A 17,278-nucleotide genomic window follows, 5' to 3' on the forward strand; every position below is an offset into this window, starting at 1 on the left:
ATCGTCAATGCCTCTCAGCGGTGGTGCGGAACGCGTACGAGCCCGAGCCGACCCGGTAGACCGCGGCCCCGTCGTCGAGGCGGTCGAAGGTCACGCCCTCCGCCTCGGCCGCCGGCCGGCCGCCCTCGGTCACCCGTTCCGGCGGCGCGGGCACGTGCACCTCGGCGCGGGTGTTGGGCGGCACGACGACGTCCAGGGCGAGGCCGCCGTCCGTCAGCCGCCAGGAGATCTCCACCTGGCCGTGCCGGGTGCGGTGGGCGGTCCGCGCCCAGCCGATCCCGCCGCCGGGACGGGGGCGCACGAGGATGTCGGCGTAGCCGGGCGAGCCGGGGGCCAGGCCGCCGACCGTCCGGTACATCCAGTCGCCGACGGCGCCGTAGGCGTAGTGGTTGAAGGAGTTCATGCCGGGGTCCTGCAGCCCGCGGTGGTGGCTCCAGGAGTCCCAGCGCTCCCACATGGTCGTCGCGTCGCCGTGCACGACCGGGTAGAGCCAGGACGGGAAGGTGTCCTGCGTCAGCAGCCGGTAGGCCACGTCCAGCCGCCCGGTCGAGGTGAGCGCGTCCAGCAGGTACGGCGTGCCGAGGAACCCGGTCGACAGGTGGCCGCCGCGCGCCTCGACGTCACCGGCCAGCCGGGCCGCGGCCCTGGGCAGCTCGTGCTCCTCCAGCAGCCCGGCGGTGACGGCCAGCACGTACGCGGTCTGCGTGCCGCTCGCCACCACGCCGGGGCCCTCGACGAAGGCCGCCCGGAAGGCCCGGCGCACCCGTTCGTACAGCTCCAGGCAGGAGCGCCGGTCGGCGTCGCGGCCGAGCGCGGCGGCGAGCCCGGCCAGCTGCCGGGCCGACAGCGCGAAGACCGCCGTGCCGACGAGCCTTTTGGGGGTGTCGGCGCCGATCGACAGCCAGTCGCCGAACCCCTCGTCGGGGAAGATGCCGTTCTCGGAGCGCCGGTCCAGGTAGGCCAGCCAGCGCAGCATCGGCTCGAAGCAGGCGGCGACCACGCGGGCGTCGCCGCGCAGCCGGTGCAGCGCCCACGGCAGCATGATCAGCGCGTCGCCCCAGCCGGGCGAGCCGGCCTCCTTGGGGTTGGGCGACAGGCCGCGGCCCGACAGCACGTCGGGCACCACGTGCGTGACCGCGCCGTCGTCGCCCTGGGCGTCGACCACGTCGGTCAGCCAGCTCCGCAGGAAGGCGGCGGCGTCGTAGTTGAACAGGGCGGTCGGGGCGAAGGCCCAGATGTCGCCGGTCCAGCCGAGCCGCTCGTCCCGCTGCGGGCAGTCGGTGGGGACGGCCAGGAAGTTGCCGCGCTGCCCCCACACGATGTTGCGCTGCAACCGGTCGAGCCGCTCGTCGGAGCAGGTGAACTCGCCGGCCGGCTCCATCGCGGCGTGGGCCACCCTGGCCGTGATCGACTCGGGGGCCGCGCGCAGGCCGGACACCTCGGCGTACCGGAAGCCGTGGAAGGTGAACCTCGGCTCGAACGTCTCGGCCTGCTCGCCGCGGGGCAGGAACTCGTCCGTGGCGCGGGCCGAGCGCAGGTTGGCCAGGTGCAGCCCGCCCTCGTGGTCGAGCACCTCGGCGTGCCGCAGCACCACCGGGCGGTCGCGGCCGGCGCGGCCGGTGAGCCGGACCCAGCCGACCAGGTTCTGGCCGAAGTCGGCGATCCACACGCCGGGCCGCTGCTCCCACACCCGCACCGGCTCCACCTCATCGTGCACCCGGATCGGCGGCGCGACGGAGGCGGTCACCCGGCCGGCCGGCGGGCTCACCGGCACCGCGGGCGCCCAGCCGGAGTCGTCGAACCCGGCGGCCGTCCAGCCGAGCGGCTCGGCCGCCAGGTCCTGCCGCTCGCCGTTCTGCAGGTCGGCGTAGCGGATCGCGCCGGAGCCGGCGCGCCAGTCGGCGTCGGTGCGCAGCCGGGTGCGGGTGCCGTCCTCGTGCAGGATCTCCAGCTCGGCGCGGAAGGCCAGGCGGCGGCCGTACTGGAAGGAGCCGAACCAGCTGATGTTGCCGGCGTACCAGCCGTCGGCGAGGACCGCGCCGATCGTGTTGCGTCCCTCCGACACCAGCGCCGTCACGTCGTAGGTCTGGTACGTGACACGGTGACGGTAGTCGGTCCAGCCGGGGGCCAGGTGGTCGGCGCCGACCCGGGCGCCGTTGAGGTGGATCTCGTAGACGCCGAGCGCGGTGGCGTACAGCCTGGCCCGGCGCACCGGCGACGGCACGCCGAACTCGCGCCGCAGGTACGGGCTCGGCCGGTCGCCGACCGGTTCGCGGCCCAGCGGCGGGTCGCCGTGCAGCCCGACCTCCTCGGCCAGCCGCCAGCCGGAGTCGTCGAAGCCGGGCTGCTCGAAGCCCTCGCCCGGCCGGTCCTCGGCCCGCCACCGGCCGCCGGAGGTGACGGTCACCGTGCTCTCGCCCGCCACCGGGACGAGCTGCGGCAGCGCGGGCCGCCCCTCGACGACGACCTCCAGCCGCACGCACAGCCCCGGCCCGGCGGCCCTGATCGCGAGCACGTTCTCGCCCGAGGCCACCAGGTCGCCGGCGTCGGCCACGAACGCGCCCGCCCGCCGCTCCCCCGCGACCCGCACCCCGTTGACGTACGCCTCGACCGACTCGACCGGCTCGGCCGCCTGGACCACCGCGGCCGACCCGGCCGGCCCGGCCGCCTCGGTCCCGCCGCCGTCGCCGATCACCAGCCACGCCGACAGCGGCCTGGCCCCGCCCGGCACCGAGAACCGCGTCCGGAACGCCCCGGCCGGCGCCCCGGACGGGCCGAGCGGGCCGGCGACCCAGATGCGCGGCACGTTCTCCAGCGACGGCAGCCGCTCGGAGCCGGGCACCATGGGGGTGCCGATCCAGCCCGCCATCCAGCCGCCGGCCTCGCCGAGCCCTGTCTCGAACCAGTGCGCGGGGCTCCAGCCGGACCATTCGCCGTGCTCGTCGGCCACCTTGACCCGCCACTGGTAGCGCGTCCTCGGCCGCAGCGCGGCGCCGCCGTACGGGACGTCGAAGGTCGCGGCCGAGCTCACCACGCCGCTGTCCCAGACGGATTCGGCCTCCTGGTCTGCCGGATCGCCCTCCCGGGCCACGACCAGCCGGTACGCGCTCTGCGCCCGTCCACGCCCGGCCCCGGTGATCCGCCAGGAGAACTCCGGCGTGTCCACGTCGAGGCCGAGTGGTTCGGCCAGTCCTTCGACGCGCAGGTCGGTCACGGCGAGATGCGACAAGGGTACTCCCGGCTAGTTGAAACATTTCAAGCAATGCGCACCGTAGGCACCGTGAGGTACATCCGTCAATGCCCCGGTTCCAGATGTGCAGCGTGGGTTCGTTTGGCTGAAACATTTCAACCAGTAGACTGGCCCTCTCTGCCAGGTGACCAGAAGGGCTGTCCACCGGTGACCGACATCCACAAGCCGGCCGAGCGCCGCCGGCTCAGCATGGTCGACGTCGCGGCCCATGCCGGCGTGTCCGTGGGAACGGTCTCCAACGTGCTCAACCGGCCCGAGCTGGTGGCCGAGCGCACGTTGCGCCGGGTGCGCGCCTCCATCAAGACGCTCGGCTTCGTGCCCAGCGCGCCGGCCCGGCAGCTGCGCGGCGGCTCGGGCCGCTCGGTCGGCGTGATGGTGCGCGACATCGGCAACCCGTTCTTCAGCGAGGTGCTGCCGGGCATCGAGACCCGGCTGTCGCAGGAGCAGCTGCTCCTGGTGCTGTGCAGCTCCGGCGACTCGGTCGAGAAGGAGGCCCACTACCTGCAGATCCTGGAGCAGCACCGGGTGCCCGGCATCCTCATCACGCCCGCCGGGCCCGACATCTCCCATCTGGTGGAGCTGCGCCGGCGCGGCATCGGCATGGTGCTGCTCGACCGGCCGGGCGCCGACGCCCAGCTCTGCGCGGTGGCGGTGGACAACGTCCGGGGCGGCGAGCTGGCCGGCGCCCACCTGCTCGCGCTCGGCCATCGGCGCATCGCCTTCCTCAACGGGCCGCCGATCGTGCGCCAGTGCGCCGATCGGCGCGAGGGGCTGGCCAGGGCGGTGCGGGCCGCCGGACTCGACCCCGACGAGGTGATCACCGAGGTCACGCTGCCCGCGCTGACGCCGCGCGAGGGCGAGGCGGCGCTGGAGCGGCTGCCCGCGCGCAAGGGGCCGACGGCGCTGTTCTGCGTCAACGACACGGTGGCGCTGGGCGCGCTGCGCGGGCTGGAGCGGCGCGGGGTGCGCGTCCCGCACGACATGGCGGTGCTGGGCTACGACGACGTCGAGTTCGCCGAGCTGCTGTCGCCGTCGCTGACCTCGGTCCGCCAGCCCAAGCACCAGCTCGGCCAGGCGGCCGCGGAGCTGCTGCTCACCGACGCCCGGGGCGACGCCAACCACTGGCACCAGGAGATCGTCTTCCAGCCGGAGCTCATGGTCAGGGCGTCGACCGTTCCTCAGTGACGTTTCAAGTCGGTACGCCGCAGCAAGTCGGGTCTTGCCTGGCCGCCTTCTGGGCCTCATTGTTGAGACGTTTAAATCCAGGAGGTCCCATGGGTTGGGTTGCCCGTATCGCCGCCGTCCTCTTACTTCTCCTTCCGGCCGCTCCGGCCGCCGCCACCGTCACCACCACCGCCGCCGCTCTGCCGTACCCGGTCAGGTCCGACTACCGCATCAAGGGCCTGCAACCGGACTTCTGGCCCGACAAGAACGAGATCGCCGGCAACAACGCCGGCGGCGTCGCCATGAACCTCATCTGGGCCGACTGGGAGCCCAGTGTGAAGACGCCGCCGTGCGCGGCGGGCGCGCAGGAGTTCGGCGGACGCTGCTTCACCGTCGGCTCGGCCGTCGACGCCGCCATCAGGGACTGGACCGCCCGCGGTCTCGTCGTCACCGCCGTCGTCTACGGCACCCCGGCCTGGGCCCGCGGGGCCCGTCCCTGCACGCCCGCCGCCCCCGGGTTCGAGAAGTTCTGCGTCCCCGACGACCCGGCCGACTACGGCCGCTTCGCCGGCATGCTGGCCCAGCGCTACGACGGGCAGCACGGCAACGGCCGCATCGCCGACTTCGTCGTCATGAACGAGGTCAACAGCAACACCTGGTTCGACATCGGCTGCGGCCAGGGCACGGCCTGCGGCACGACCGCCTGGCTGGACGCGATCGCCGCGAACTACAACGCCGCCTACGACGCCGTCATGGCCCAGCAGCCCACCGCGAAGGTGCTCACCTCGCTCGACCACCACTTCGGCACCGCCTACGACCAGCCGGCCGCCTCCGAGGCGATGTTGTCGGGCATGACCGTGCTCAAGGGCCTGGCCGCGCGGGCCGGCAACCGGGCCTGGCGGGTCGCCTACCACCCCTACCCGCCGAACCTGCTGGCGCCGCAGTTCTCCGCCGACGACTTCCCGAAGGTCACCTACGGCAACATCGGCGTGCTGGTCGGCTGGCTGCGCCAGCAGTTCCCGAACACGCCGTCGGCCTGGCAGGTGCAGCTCACCGAGAGCGGCGTGAACTCGTTGTCGCCCTCGTCGGAGGCCGCGCAGGCGTCGCAGTTGTGCAACTCCTTCCGCAACGTCCTCGGCACGCCGGGCATCGAGAGCTACGTCTGGCACCGCATGAGCGACCACCCGGACGAGACGGCGGCCGGCCTCGGCGTGGGGCTGCGCCGTACCGACGGCTCGGCCAAGCCGGCCTGGGCCACGTGGGCGCTGGCCAACCGGAACGACCTGTCGCCCCCGCAGTTGTCGTGCGGCTTCGAGCTGCTGCCCCACACCCAGCTCCGCCGCGGCTACCAGTCGAGCAAGGGGCACGTGGCCAGCTCCCGGCTGCTGCCGCCCGGCTTCACCCAGGAACGCGTGTGGAAGCTGCTGCGCGACCAGGCGGCCGGCACCGTGCCCCTGTACGAGTGCAAGGTCGGCGCGCACACCATGCTCACCCGCGACCCCGGCTGCGAGGGGCAGTTCCCGATGGGCCCGGTCGGGCACGTCTACACCAGCCAGGTGCCCGGATCGGTCGCGCTGCACCGGTGCCGGGCCGCGAGCGGCGACCACCTGGTCACGGACCAGGCGGGCTGTGAGGGCCTGATCCACGAGCAGGTCCTCGGTTACGCACTGTCCTGACCCCGTCCCGGGCCGGCGGCCGTCCGCGTGACGACCACCGGCCCGGCGGCTAACGGGCCCGTTTCGCCGGTGTCGTGGGCGCGGCGCGGACCAGGGTGAAGTCGTCGACGTCGAAGTTCGCGCCGGTGAACACCAGGTACAGCCGGGCCGCGCCGGAGGGCACGCCGGTCAGCGTCGTGGAGACGTCGGCGTAGGACTCCCAGCCGCCGGTGTCCGGCACGGTGACGGCGCCGAGCACCGGCCCGGCCGGCGAGCCGGTGCGGATCTCGAAGCCGCCCGACGGCCCCGGCGAGGCCACCCGCGCCCGGAACGCGGTGACCCCGGTGAGGTCCACGTCGTAGGCCGCCCAGTCGCCCGGGTTGACGTAGCCGAGCACGGTGCCGCCGTGCGCGGGCGCGTGCGGGTAGGTGGCCACGCCGGACGCCTGCGCCCAGGTCTCGGCCTGGACGACGGAGTCCCCGGCGGGCGGGCCGAGCTCCTTGATCCGGATGTTGCGGAAGGACGCCTGGTCGGCGTCGCTGTGGTTCTGGATGCCGATGTGCCCGTTCTTCAGCGAGCGGGCCGGGTCGGTGTTGGTGAAGTCGTTGATCCTGGCGCCGTTGAGGAAGACCTGGAGGCGTTCGCCCTCGACCCGGATCTCGTAGGTGTTCCACTCCCCCGGCGGGTTCAGCGCGGCGTCGCGGACGGCGATGTCGGCGGCCTTGAAGCCGTAGACCGAGCCGGTGGTCCGGTCCGGCGCGTCGGTGGCGTCGATCTGGATCTCGTAGCCGTTGTTCACCGCCGAGGACGGGTCGGTCGAGGGCGGGAAGCCGACGAAGACGCCGGAGTTGTCGTCACCGGCCAGCTTCCAGTCCAGCTTGAGCGAGTAGGAGGTGGTGTACTCCTTGTCCTTGTACCACAGCAGGCCCATGCCGCCCTGCGAGGTCAGCGTGCCGCCGGCGTTGGCGAAGCCGCCCGGCCCGGCCTGCTCCCAGCCGGTGGTCGAGCCGTTGTAGAGGGTGGTGTAGCCGGTCTCGGGGCGGCAGTCGGCCTTGGCCTGGCCGGTGGCGTAGGCCAGGCCGCCGCGCAGGTGCTGCCGGAAGGCGGGCTCGGCGAAGGACTCCGCGGTGTGCCCGCCACCGGTGTAGAAGGACCGCCCCCCGTCGTACGGCTTGCACCAGGCGATCGGGTGGTCGGCGCCCATCGTGCCGCCCGAGTACGTCGACTCGTCCAGGGTGGCCAGCACGTGGGCGCCGGTCCTGGCGTTGGTCCGGTAGTCGTACCATTCGTCCGTCCGCGGCCAGGTGGCGTCGAGGTGGGCGGTCGCCGGGTGGGCGCGGTCCTCGACCTTGACCGTCGCCTTCTGCACCGCCGGGTGGGCGGCGAACCAGGCGCCGACGAGGCCGCCGTACCAGGGCCAGTCGTACTCGGTGTCGGCGGCCGCGTGCACGCCGGCGTAGCCGCCGCCCGCCTTGACGTACGCCTCGAACGCGGCCTGCTGCGCGGCGTCGAGCACGTCACCGGTGGTGTTGAGGAAGACCACCGCCTTGTAGGCGGCCAGGTTCGCCGTGGTGAACGCGGCCGGGTCCTCGGTGGCGGTCACGCCGAACCCGAGCTCCCTGATCGCCTGGACGCCCGCCGCGATCGAGTCGTGCCGGAACCCCGCCGTACGGGAGAAGACCAGGACGGCGGGGCCGCCGGCGGCGGGGGTCGCGGTGGTGAACCTCTGGGGCGTGCCGCCGTTGCACGTCCTGATGACGAGCTGGGCCGGGTCGGCGGCGTCGAGGCACTTGCCGAGCGCCTTGAGCGCGCCGCCCTCGGCGGTCCACTTCTGCGCGCCCGTGCCGTTGCAGGTCCAGATCTGCACCTTGGTGCCGTCGGCGCTGTTGGCCCCCGCCACGTCGAGGCACTTGCCGAGCGCCTTGACGGTCTGGCCGTCGATGGCCCAGTTCTGGGCGTTCGTACCGTTGCAGGAGTAGAGCTGCACCTTGGTGCCGTCGGCGGTGCCGGCTCCCGCGACGTCCACGCACCTGCCGTCGGCGGCGCGGATCGGGCCGACCGCCATCGCCTCCTTGGCCAGCGTGAAGTCGTCGAGGTCGAACAGCGCCCCGACGCCCCCGGTGAAGACCAGGTAGAGCGTGGTGGACGCGGCGGTCGCGCCGGTCAGCGGGGCCTGCACGTCGGTGAAGGTCTCCCAGCCGCCCGTCACCGGGACGGCGGCCTTGCCGAGCAGCGGCCCGGTGGGCGAGCCGGCGCGCACCTCGATGGAGCCGCCGACGCCGCCCGAGGAGACCCGCGCCCGGAACGTCCTGGCGTCGTCGAGCCGGTAGGGGGTGAAGGCGATCCAGTCGCCGTTGTGCACGTCGCCGACCGTCCTGCCGCCGTGCGCGGCCGCCTTGGAGATCTGCGAGACGCCGGACATCGTGGCGTAGTGCTCGGCCTGGCGGTGGCGGGGCTGCAGGACGTGCTGGGTGTGGGTGGTCAGGCCGCCCTTGTCGGTGTACTCGGCGTCGAAGACGGCGAAGATGTTGGCCGCGTCGTCGTGCTCGCCGTCGGCCGGGATCGTCAGCTCGCCCGCGCAGCCGTTCTTCGAGGTGATCTGGTGGCCGTGGCTGTCGTGGCCGAGCACGTAGGTCATCCTCACCTTGGCGCAGTCGATCTGCGTGTCCTCGGGGTCGGTCACCCCGATCGTGAAGGGCACGGTGTCGCCCCAGGTGAACAGCGTCCCGGGGGCCGGCGTGCCGATGGTCACGGCGGGGGCGGTGTTGCCGGCCGTGATGACCACGCCGGCGGTGCCGGCGTTGCCCTGGGGGTCGCGCACGGTGAGCGTGGCGGTGTACTCGCCCTCGGCGGTGTAGGTCTTGGTGGGGTTCGGGGCGGTGGAGGTGGTGCCGTCGCCGAAGTTCCAGGCGTAGGTGAGCGCGCCGCCCTCGGGGTCGGCGGAGCCGGCGCTGGAGAAGGCCACGGTGAGCGGGAGCTTGCCGGACGTCCTGTCGGCCTTGGCGACCGCGACCGGCGAGCGGTTGCGGTCCTTGATGTACTCGACGCGGTAGAGGGCGGAGTTGGCGTCGCCGCCGAAGTAGCCCGAGCCGTAGTCGAGGACGTAGAGCGCGCCGTCGGGCCCGAAGGCCAGGTCCATGACCTGCGTGCCGGTCCAGGGGAAGGCGGCGATCTCGCCGCGCGTGCCGTCGGCGGCCACGTCGATCGCCTTGATCCACTTGCGGCCGAACTCGCCGGCGAAGAAGTGCCCGTCGAGGTCCTGGGGGAACTTGACGGCGGAGTTCAGGGCGGCGTCGTAGCGGTAGACCGGGCCGCCCATCGGCGACTCCGAGCCGCTGCCGAACTCGGGCGGCGAGCCGGCGTCGCCGCCGTACCTGATCCAGGCGGGCTTGGCGGGCGGGAGCTTGGCCAGGCCGGTGTTGCGCGGCGAGTCGTTGGCCGGGCCGCCCGCGGCGCAGTCGTACTTCTGGCCGGAGGGGCCCGAGGGGAAGGTGTAGTCGTTGTAGGTCTCGGTCAGGGTGTTGGTGCCGGTGCAGTACGGCCAGCCGTAGTTGCCGGGGCCGGTGACGCGGTCGAACTCGACCTGCCCGGCGGGCCCGCGGTTCGGGTTGGTGCTGCCGGCGTCGGGGCCGTAGTCGCCGACGTAGACCACGCCGGTGGCCTTGTCCACGGTCATCCTGAACGGGTTGCGGAAGCCCATGGCGTAGATCTCGGGCCTGGTCCGCGCGGTGCCCGGCGGGAAGAGGTTGCCCGCGGGGATGGTGTAGGTGCCGTCCGCGGGGTTCACCTTGATGCGCAGGATCTTGCCGCGCAGGTCGTTGGTGTTGCCGGCGCTGCGCTGGGCGTCGTAGACGGGGTTGCGGTCGGGGCGCTCGTCGATGGGGGCGTAGCCGGCCGAGTCGAAGGGGTTGGAGTCGTCGCCGGTGGACAGGTAGAGGTTGCCCTGGGCGTCGAAGTCCATGTCGCCGCCGACGTGGCAGCACATGCCGCGGTCGGCGGCCACGTCGAGCACGGTCCGCTGGGAGGCCAGGTCGAGCGTCCAGTCGGGCTTGAGGGTGAACCGGGCCAGGCGGTTGACGCCCTGCCAGGCCGACCAGTCGGCGCCGGTGGCGGGCGCGTCGCCGGACGGCGTGCTGAGGCGGGGGGCGTAGTAGAGGTAGATGGTCCGGTTGGCGGCGAAGCCGGGGTCCACGGCGACGCCCTGGAGGCCCTCCTCGTCGTGGGTGTAGACGGGCAGCGCGCCGACCACGGTGGTCAGTCCCTGGGCGTCGGTGCGGCGCAGCGTCCCGTCGCGCGCGGTGTGCAGCACCGACAGGTCGGGCAGCACCGCCATGGTCATCGGCTCGCCCATCTCGGCGACGCCCTTGGCCAGCTCGACGCGCTGGTAGTCGGCGGGGTCGACGGCGGCGTGGGCGCGGGCGGGCGGGGCGGCCACGGGGAGCACGACCGCGCTCGACATGGCCAGGAGGACGGCGCTGACCCGCGCCGTCCATCGGGAGGCAGGGGTGGGCCTGCTGGGGGGCATCGCGGAGGTTCCCTTTCCGTGGGGGGTGGACCGGGAAGGAGGGTTCCATTGGCGGACGATCGAAGAACCTTCGTAGATCGCGACAGTAGATCTGACTTTTGATGATTGTCAACGAAAGTCTGTTAAGTCCTAGGCGAAACGGTTTCGGTCCGTGGCCGGAACGACGAAGCGCCCCGCCTGCGCGGGCAGGCGGGGCGCTTCGCGGACGAGCTCAGCCGGCCAGGGCGCTGTCGACCGCCTCCGGAGCCAGGACGTGCTCCAGCACCATGACGGCCGCCCCGATGACGCCCGCCCGATCGCCCAGCTCGCTGACCTGGATGCGCAGGTGCTGGGTGGCCAGCGGCAGCGAGCGCTTGTAGATGGCCTCGCGCACCCCCGCGAGCAGGTGTTCGCCGGCGTCGGCCAGGTCGCCGCCGATCACGATCGCGGCCGGGTTGAAGAAGTTGACGATCGTGGCCAGCACGTCGCCGATCTCGCGCCCGGCCTGGCGGACGAGCTGGGCGGCGTCGCGGTTGCCGGCGCGCAGCAGCGCGACGACGTCCCGGCCGCCCGCGGCGGGCACGCCGGTCGCCGAGATGCGGGCGGCCAGCGCGGCCCCGCCGGCCAGGGCCTCCAGGCAGCCCACGTTGCCGCAGTGGCACAGCACGCCATCGTCGGCGGTGGCGACCCGGATGTGGCCGATGTCGCCGGCCGCGCCCTGCGCGCCCCGGTGGAGGCGGCCGTCGGAGATCACGCCGCAGCCGATGCCGGTGCCGATCTTGACGAAGACGAGCTGGCCGGTCGCCTGCCGCCCGGCGCGCTGCTCGCCGAGCGCCATGATGTTGACGTCGTTGTCCACGAAGACCGGCACGCCCAGCCGCTCCCCCAGCCACTGGGGCACCGGGAAACGGTCCCAGCCCGGCATGAGGGGCGGGTTGACCGGGCGCCCCGTCGGGTACTCGACCGGGCCCGGCAGGCCGATGCCCGCCCCGCACACGTCGGCCAGGTCGCGCCCGCTCTCGTCGAGCAGGTCGGTGAACGTGCGCGCCAGCCGCCCGAGCGTCGCCTCGGGGCCCTCGTCGATCGGCGCGTCGGCGGTGCGCTCGGCCAGCACCGTGCCGCCGAGGTCGGTGATCGCCACCCGCTCGTGCGTGACGCCCAGGTCGGCGGCCAGGACGAGCCGGGCGGTGCGGTTGAAGGCGAACATGGCCGCGGGCCGCCCGCCCGAGGAGATGGCCTCGTCGGCGGGCAGCACCCAGCGGTGGCGGAGCAGCGCGTCGAGGCGCAGGGACACGGTGGACCGGGCCAGGCCGGTGAGCTGGACCAGCTCGGTCCGGGTGCGCGGCGGCCCGTCCCGCAGCAGGGAGAGCAGCGCGCCGGCCCCCGCCGTCGCGCCGTTGAGCGTGTCCAGAGTCAACACCAGCCTCTCCGCCGATGACGGCAGCCACTTCAGAGGAGCCCAAGTCTATCTTCGCCGAATGGCGCACGACTTATGGCTGAGCATCGACATAAGCCCGCCGATCCCGCAGACGATCACGTCGCCAGCGGGAGCCTCAGGACGAAGCGGGCGCCCCCCGGGTGGTCGGCCACGAACAGATCGCCTCCGTAGGCGTGGGCGATCTCGCGGGCGATCGGCAGGCCGAAGCCGGAGCCGCCCGCGTCCAGCGAACGCGCCTGCTCCTGCCGGTACAGCCGGTGGAAGATGCGCTCCCGCTCCTCGGGCGGGATGCCGGGCCCGTCGTCGATGACCTCCAGGACGGCGTACGGCGGCGCGGCGGCGACCACGAACTCGATCCTGCTGGTGGTGTGGCGTTCGGCGTTGGCCACCAGGTTGGACAGCAGCCGGGCCAGCCGCACCCGCGAGGCGCGGACCACCACGTCCTGCTCCAGCCGGGTGCGGACGGACGCGCTCGGCGGATGCGCGTCCAGCTCCTCCACCACCAGGCGGGCCAGGTCGACGAGGTCGGCGCCGGGCGGCGGGGCGGTGTACAGGCGGGCCAGGGCGAGCAGGTCGCCGACGATGTCGTTGAGCCGCTCGGCGTCCCGGTGCAGGCTGCGCAGGGTCCGGCGGAGGTCGGCGCCGGGATCGGACAGGGCCTCCTCCAACTCGGTCAGCAGGCCGGTGATCGGGTTGCGCAGGTCGTGGGCGGCGTCGAAGACGAACCGCTGCTGGTGCTCGATCGTCTCGTGCAGCATGGAGACCTTCTGCTGCTCCTGGCGGTAGGCCTGGTGCAGCAGCGCGTCGGGCTTCGGGGAGCCGGAGGCGCGGCCGTCGGGGCGGGCGGCGGGCCGGGGTTCGAGCGACCCGGTGACGTCCCCGAAGACGACGACGATCTCCGTCACCTCGCCCGACGGGCCGAGCACCGGGGCGTTCGCCAGCCGCCAGTGGCGCCGGCCGGGCGGATCCCAGTCGTCGCGCAGCAGCGGCACGACGTCGCCGGCGGCGGTGGCGGCCACCCGCTCCAGCGAGGCGCCCACCTTCGCCGCCCCCGCCCCGCTCAGGCCGCCCAGCACGGGGGCCGCGCCGAGCAGGGCGCGGCCGACGACCTCCGCCCGGTCCTGGCCGGTCATCCGCAGGTAGGCGTCGTTGACGGCGAGCACGACCTGGCTTCGGGTGAGCAGCATGCAGGGACACGGCAGCGCCTCGAACGCCGCCTGGTATCCGACCGTCGCTCCCATCACCGGGCCCCCCTCAGGCCCCACATACCCCCATAAGGGCGCTGACATGCGGAAATGCCGCGTCGTTGTCATTCTCATTCTCGATAGTGATAACGTGAAGCGTGACGACCTCGACAGAGCGCTGGGCCGAGCTGGCGCTGCATCCCGTGCGCATCCGCATCCTGCGCGCCGTCGCCGGGGGCCGCCGTACGCCCTCCGACCTGGCGGGCCTGCTGCCCGACGTGCCGCAGGCGACGCTCTACCGGCAGATCGCGACGCTGGCCAAGGCCGGGATGCTGGAGGTGGTCGAGGAGCACAAGGTCGGCGGGGCGACCGAACGGGTCTATGCGGTGCCCGAGGGCGGCCTGACGCCGTCCCCCGAGGCGCTGGCCGCCGCGTCGGCGGAGGACCACGCGCGGTGGTTCACCGCGTTCGCCGGCAGCCTGCTGTCGGAGTTCGCGCGCTACCTCGACCGGGACCGCGTCGACCTGGCCGCCGACGGCGCCGGATATCAGCAGGTGGTCCTGCACCTGGACGACGAGGAGTTCGTCGCCTTCGCCACGGGGTTCGCCGAGCTGGTGCGCCCCCTGCTGGCGAACGAGCCGGGAGAGGGGCGTACGCCGCGCTTGCTGGCGACCGTCCTGCTCCCCCTGAAGGAAGGCTGAACTGTGGCAACGGTATGGGTGGACGAGGGTCAGGTCACGATCGAGTTCGGGCGCTGGGAGCGGTTCCTCACCGGTCACGGCCGGTACGCGTGCCCGGCCGCGTCCGTGCGGGAGGTGGGGGTCGCGGGCGAACCGTTGCGCGTCCCGCGCGGCGCGCGCAAGGGGCTGAGCGTGGCGGGCCACGTCAAGATCGGCGTGTGGGGCCTGTTCGGCGGGCGGCGGCAGCTCGTGTCGGTGACCGGTGACACGCCGGCGGTGCACCTGCTGCTCGATCGTGCCGCGTCCGGCGGCGAGTTCGACGAGGTGGTCGTCTCGGTCCCCGGCGCCGGCCGGGCCGCCGCCGCGATCCGGGCCGCGGTGCGGGCGGCGGTCGCGTGACCGGCGTCGAGGTCACCGGCCTGACCAAGCGGTACGGCGCGCTGACCGCCGTCGACGACCTCAGCTTCACGGTCCGGCCCGGGGCGGTCACCGCGTTCCTCGGCCTCAACGGCGCCGGGAAGACCACGACGATGCGCATGATGGTCGGCCACGTCACCCCCACCCGCGGCGGCGTGACGATCGGCGGCCGACGCTACCGTGACCTGCCGCGACCGACCACCGTGGTGGGCGCGACCTTCGACGCCGCCTCCTTCCATCCCCGTCATTCGGTCCGCGACCATCTGCGCGTCTACGCCGCGATGGGCGGCCATCCCGATCGACGGGTCGGCGACCTGCTGGGCCTGGTGGGCCTGGCCGGAGCCGCCGGGCGGGCGACCGGCGCCCTGTCCACCGGGATGCGGCAGCGGCTCAACCTGGCCACCGCCCTGCTCGGCGACCCCCGGGTGCTGCTGCTGGACGAGCCGGGCAACGGCCTGGACCCCGAGGGGGCGGCCTGGCTGCGCTCGTTCCTGCGCGAGATGGCCGCGCAGGGCCGGGCCGTGCTGGTCTCCAGCCACGTGCTGGCCGAGGTGGAGCAGGTCGCCGACGACGTGGTAGTCATCGGGCGGGGGCGGCTGCTGGCCGCCGGCCTCCTGCGCGAGCTGTGCGGCACCGAGCCGGACGTGCTGGTGCGCACCCCCGACGCCGCCGCCCTGCGCGCGGCGCTGGCCGCCGAGGCCGCGCAGGTGGACGTGGCCGGCCCGCACGACCTGCGGGTCCGCGGCCTCGATCCGGCGCGGGTCGCCGCCCTTGCCGCGGCCCACGGGCTGCCGGTGCACGGCCTGACCACCGAACGCCCCACCCTGGAACGGCTCTTCCTCGGCCTCACCGGCCAGACGGCGGGCGCGCGAGAGCGCGCGGACGCGGGCGGGGAAGCGGCGGGCGCGCGGGATGAGGCGGACGCGGGCGGGGAGGCGGCGGCATGATCGGGTTCGTGCGGGCGGAGTTCCGGCGCCTGCTGGCCACCAGGATGTGGTGGGGCATGCCGCTGGCGGCCGTCCTGCTCGGGGGCGGTCTGATCGGGCTGCTGGCCCTGGTCGGGCCGGAGAACTTCGAGCCGCCGATGCCGGGGCTGGACACCGAGGCGGGGGTGCGGGCCGTCCTGGGGTTCCTCGGGTTCACCGCCTTCGTGCCGGCCGCCGTCGGGACGCTCGCCGTCACGTCGGAGTACCGGCACCGCACGGTGAACTTCACCTTCCTGTTCGCGCCGGACCGGTGGCGGGTGCTGGTGGCCAAGCTCGTCGCCTACGCCGTGGCGGGCCTGGCGTACGGGCTGGTGCTGGCCGGGACGGCCGGGGCGGCGCTGTTCGGCGTGGCCGCGGCCCGCGGCGTCGAGCTGGGCCTGCCCCCCGGGACGATCGTGGCGCTGCTGGCCCGGCTGGGGGTGGCGATGGCGGTCTACGTGGTGCTGGGCGTGGGCATGGGCGCGCTGATCCGCAACCAGGTCGCGGCGCTGTGCGTGGTGATCGGCTACCTGTACGGCGGCGAGCTGGCGCTGATCATGATCCCCGGCGTGCGGGAGTTGTACCCGTGGCTGCCCGGCGGCGCGACCTCGGCGCTGACCGACTTCACCGCAGTGGCCGACGCGCTGGCCGCCCAGCTGTCGAGCGAGCCGGTCCGGCTGCTGTCACCGGCCGCCGGGGCGCTGGTCCTGCTGGCGTACGCGGCGCTGGCGAGCGCGGCCGCCGTCCTGCGGCCGCTCCGCCGCGACGTGGCCTGACCTGGCCCCGGCCCGGCCGCTGACTGCCCTACCGGTGCGGGCCCGGCCGGTGACGGCCTTACCGGTGGTGGCCCGCCCGATGACTGCCTTGCCGGTGCGGGCCCGGCCGGTGGCGGGCGGGAACATTCGTACAAGCCGGCGGGGCGGGTGGCCCGCGACAGTGTGGCCATGATGACTTCCCAAGAGGTCCGGACCCCGGCCCGCCCGGCGGCCGGGCGGCGCGCGAAGGGCCGCGGCCGGCGTCGTCGCGTCGTGGCGGCCGTGCTGCTCGCGGCCGCCGTGCTGCTCCTGGCGAACACGCTGGTGGTGTCGGGGCAGGAGGCCGCGGGCGAGTCGAACGTGCCCCTCGACGGCGGCGGCCTGTACGTCCGCCAGGACGGCCCCGCCGGCGCCCCGGCGCTCGTGCTGATCCACGGCCTGGCCGGCTCGACCCGCTGGTGGGACCCGGTGGTCCCGGAACTGGCGCGGTCGCATCGCGTGATCCGCATCGACCTGCTCGGGCACGGCCGGTCGGCCAAACCGGCCGGCGGCGGCTACACCGTCGCCGAGCAGGGACGGCGGGTCGGCGCGGCGCTGGACCGGCTCGGCGTGCGGCACGCGGTCGTGGCCGGCCACTCCACCGGCGGCTCGGTCGCCACCGCGCTCGCCGAGCAGCGAGGCGACCTGGTGACCGCGCTCGCCCTCCTCGACTCCGGGCCCGGCCTGGACGCCTTCGTCTCCGACGGGTTCGTCGGCGAGCTGCTGTTCGTGCCCGTCGTCGGGCAGCTGCTGTGGCGGTTGCGCACCGACGGCCTCCTCCTCCGGGGCCTGGAGACCGCGTTCAGCCGCCCCGGCTACCGGATCCCGCCCGAACTGGTCGAGGACGTGCGCGGCCTCACCTACCACTCGCTCACCACGACCTCGAAGGCCGCCGAGGAGTACCTGCGGCAGCGCACGCTGCCCGACCGGCTGGCCGTGCTCGGCAAGCCGCTGCTGGTGATCTTCGGCCAGGACGACCGGAGATGGCGTTCGTCCTCGGCCGCCGGCTACCGGGCGGTCCCCGGCGCGACCGTCGAGCTGCTGCCCGGGGTCGGGCACTCCCCCATGCTGGAGGACCCGGCCCGGACGGCGGCGTCCCTGCTGGCCTTCGCCACGGCCCACGACGTGCCGCCGGACGCGGCGGCCGGGTGACCACCGCGTCCGGCGAACCACCGCGTCCGGCGGGTGAGCCCCGGGCGCGGGGACCTGGTTCGGTCCGCGTGCCCG

The 17,278-nt window shown here is 74.1% G+C and carries 11 protein-coding genes; 7 read left to right on the forward strand and 4 right to left on the reverse strand.

Annotated elements, in window-relative coordinates:
• Positions 1 to 4 precede the first annotated feature (4 nt).
• Positions 5 to 3,229, reverse strand: a complete 3,225-nt coding sequence (locus ACFYUV_RS45450) for a family 78 glycoside hydrolase catalytic domain (protein ID WP_387680916.1) — start codon at positions 3,227 to 3,229, stop codon at positions 5 to 7.
• A 168-nt stretch (positions 3,230 to 3,397) separates the two neighbouring features.
• Between ACFYUV_RS45450 and ACFYUV_RS45455 the strand changes: the two genes are divergently transcribed.
• Positions 3,398 to 4,435 carry a LacI family DNA-binding transcriptional regulator gene (locus ACFYUV_RS45455; RefSeq protein ID WP_387680919.1) on the forward strand — a complete coding sequence of 346 codons (1,038 nt, stop codon included), beginning with the start codon at positions 3,398 to 3,400 and terminating at the stop codon, positions 4,433 to 4,435.
• An 89-nt stretch (positions 4,436 to 4,524) separates the two neighbouring features.
• Complete coding sequence (locus tag ACFYUV_RS45460; RefSeq protein ID WP_387680922.1) at positions 4,525 to 6,090, forward strand: DUF5722 domain-containing protein; 1,566 nt, start codon at positions 4,525 to 4,527, stop codon at positions 6,088 to 6,090.
• 49 nt (positions 6,091 to 6,139) lie between these two features.
• On the opposite strand, the gene ACFYUV_RS45465 is transcribed toward ACFYUV_RS45460, so the two are convergent.
• The 3 genes from ACFYUV_RS45465 to ACFYUV_RS45475 all read right to left on the reverse strand — a co-directional run bounded on the left by ACFYUV_RS45465 (position 6,140) and on the right by ACFYUV_RS45475 (position 13,252).
• A complete protein-coding gene (locus tag ACFYUV_RS45465; protein ID WP_387680925.1) occupies positions 6,140 to 10,594 on the reverse strand; it encodes a ThuA domain-containing protein in 4,455 nt (1,484 codons plus the stop codon).
• Positions 10,595 to 10,805: 211 nt separating this feature from the next.
• The gene (locus tag ACFYUV_RS45470; RefSeq protein WP_387680927.1) at positions 10,806 to 11,993 is read right to left on the reverse strand and encodes an ROK family protein; all 1,188 of its coding nucleotides are present in this window, start codon (positions 11,991 to 11,993) and stop codon (positions 10,806 to 10,808) included.
• Between the two features lie 113 nt (positions 11,994 to 12,106).
• On the reverse strand, positions 12,107 to 13,252 hold the full coding sequence (locus ACFYUV_RS45475) for a sensor histidine kinase (RefSeq protein ID WP_387680930.1): 1,146 nt from the start codon (positions 13,250 to 13,252) through the stop codon (positions 12,107 to 12,109).
• Between the two features lie 101 nt (positions 13,253 to 13,353).
• Between ACFYUV_RS45475 and ACFYUV_RS45480 the strand changes: the two genes are divergently transcribed.
• The 5 genes from ACFYUV_RS45480 to ACFYUV_RS45500 all read left to right on the forward strand — a co-directional run bounded on the left by ACFYUV_RS45480 (position 13,354) and on the right by ACFYUV_RS45500 (position 17,203).
• On the forward strand, positions 13,354 to 13,896 hold the full coding sequence (locus tag ACFYUV_RS45480; protein WP_387680933.1) for a helix-turn-helix domain-containing protein: 543 nt from the start codon (positions 13,354 to 13,356) through the stop codon (positions 13,894 to 13,896).
• Positions 13,897 to 13,899: 3 nt separating this feature from the next.
• A complete protein-coding gene (locus tag ACFYUV_RS45485) occupies positions 13,900 to 14,274 on the forward strand; it encodes a hypothetical protein (protein ID WP_387680935.1) in 375 nt (124 codons plus the stop codon).
• The gene (locus ACFYUV_RS45490; protein WP_387680938.1) at positions 14,271 to 15,239 is read left to right on the forward strand and encodes an ABC transporter ATP-binding protein; all 969 of its coding nucleotides are present in this window, start codon (positions 14,271 to 14,273) and stop codon (positions 15,237 to 15,239) included. The genes ACFYUV_RS45485 and ACFYUV_RS45490 overlap by 4 nt, the downstream gene beginning before the upstream one ends.
• A complete protein-coding gene (locus ACFYUV_RS45495; protein WP_387680940.1) occupies positions 15,236 to 16,033 on the forward strand; it encodes an ABC transporter permease in 798 nt (265 codons plus the stop codon). The genes ACFYUV_RS45490 and ACFYUV_RS45495 overlap by 4 nt, the downstream gene beginning before the upstream one ends.
• 168 nt (positions 16,034 to 16,201) lie before the next feature.
• Positions 16,202 to 17,203 carry an alpha/beta fold hydrolase gene (locus tag ACFYUV_RS45500; protein ID WP_387680943.1) on the forward strand — a complete coding sequence of 334 codons (1,002 nt, stop codon included), beginning with the start codon at positions 16,202 to 16,204 and terminating at the stop codon, positions 17,201 to 17,203.
• The last annotated feature ends 75 nt before the right edge of the window (positions 17,204 to 17,278 follow it).

Origin of the sequence: Nonomuraea sp. NPDC003560 (assembly GCF_042878785.1) — a bacterium.
Lineage (GTDB): Bacteria > Actinomycetota > Actinomycetes > Streptosporangiales > Streptosporangiaceae > Nonomuraea.

Bases quoted from the DNA above. Each gene is read 5' to 3' on its own strand.
- ACFYUV_RS45475 (WP_387680930.1), bottom strand. From the start codon at position 13,252: ATGGGAGCGACGGTCGGATACCAGGCGGCGTTCGAGGCGCTGCCGTGT.
- ACFYUV_RS45460 (WP_387680922.1), top strand. From the start codon at position 4,525: ATGGGTTGGGTTGCCCGTATCGCCGCCGTCCTCTTACTTCTCCTTCCG.
- ACFYUV_RS45495 (WP_387680940.1), top strand. From the start codon at position 15,236: ATGATCGGGTTCGTGCGGGCGGAGTTCCGGCGCCTGCTGGCCACCAGG.
- ACFYUV_RS45465 (WP_387680925.1), bottom strand. From the start codon at position 10,594: ATGCCCCCCAGCAGGCCCACCCCTGCCTCCCGATGGACGGCGCGGGTC.
- ACFYUV_RS45500 (WP_387680943.1), top strand. From the start codon at position 16,202: ATGATGACTTCCCAAGAGGTCCGGACCCCGGCCCGCCCGGCGGCCGGG.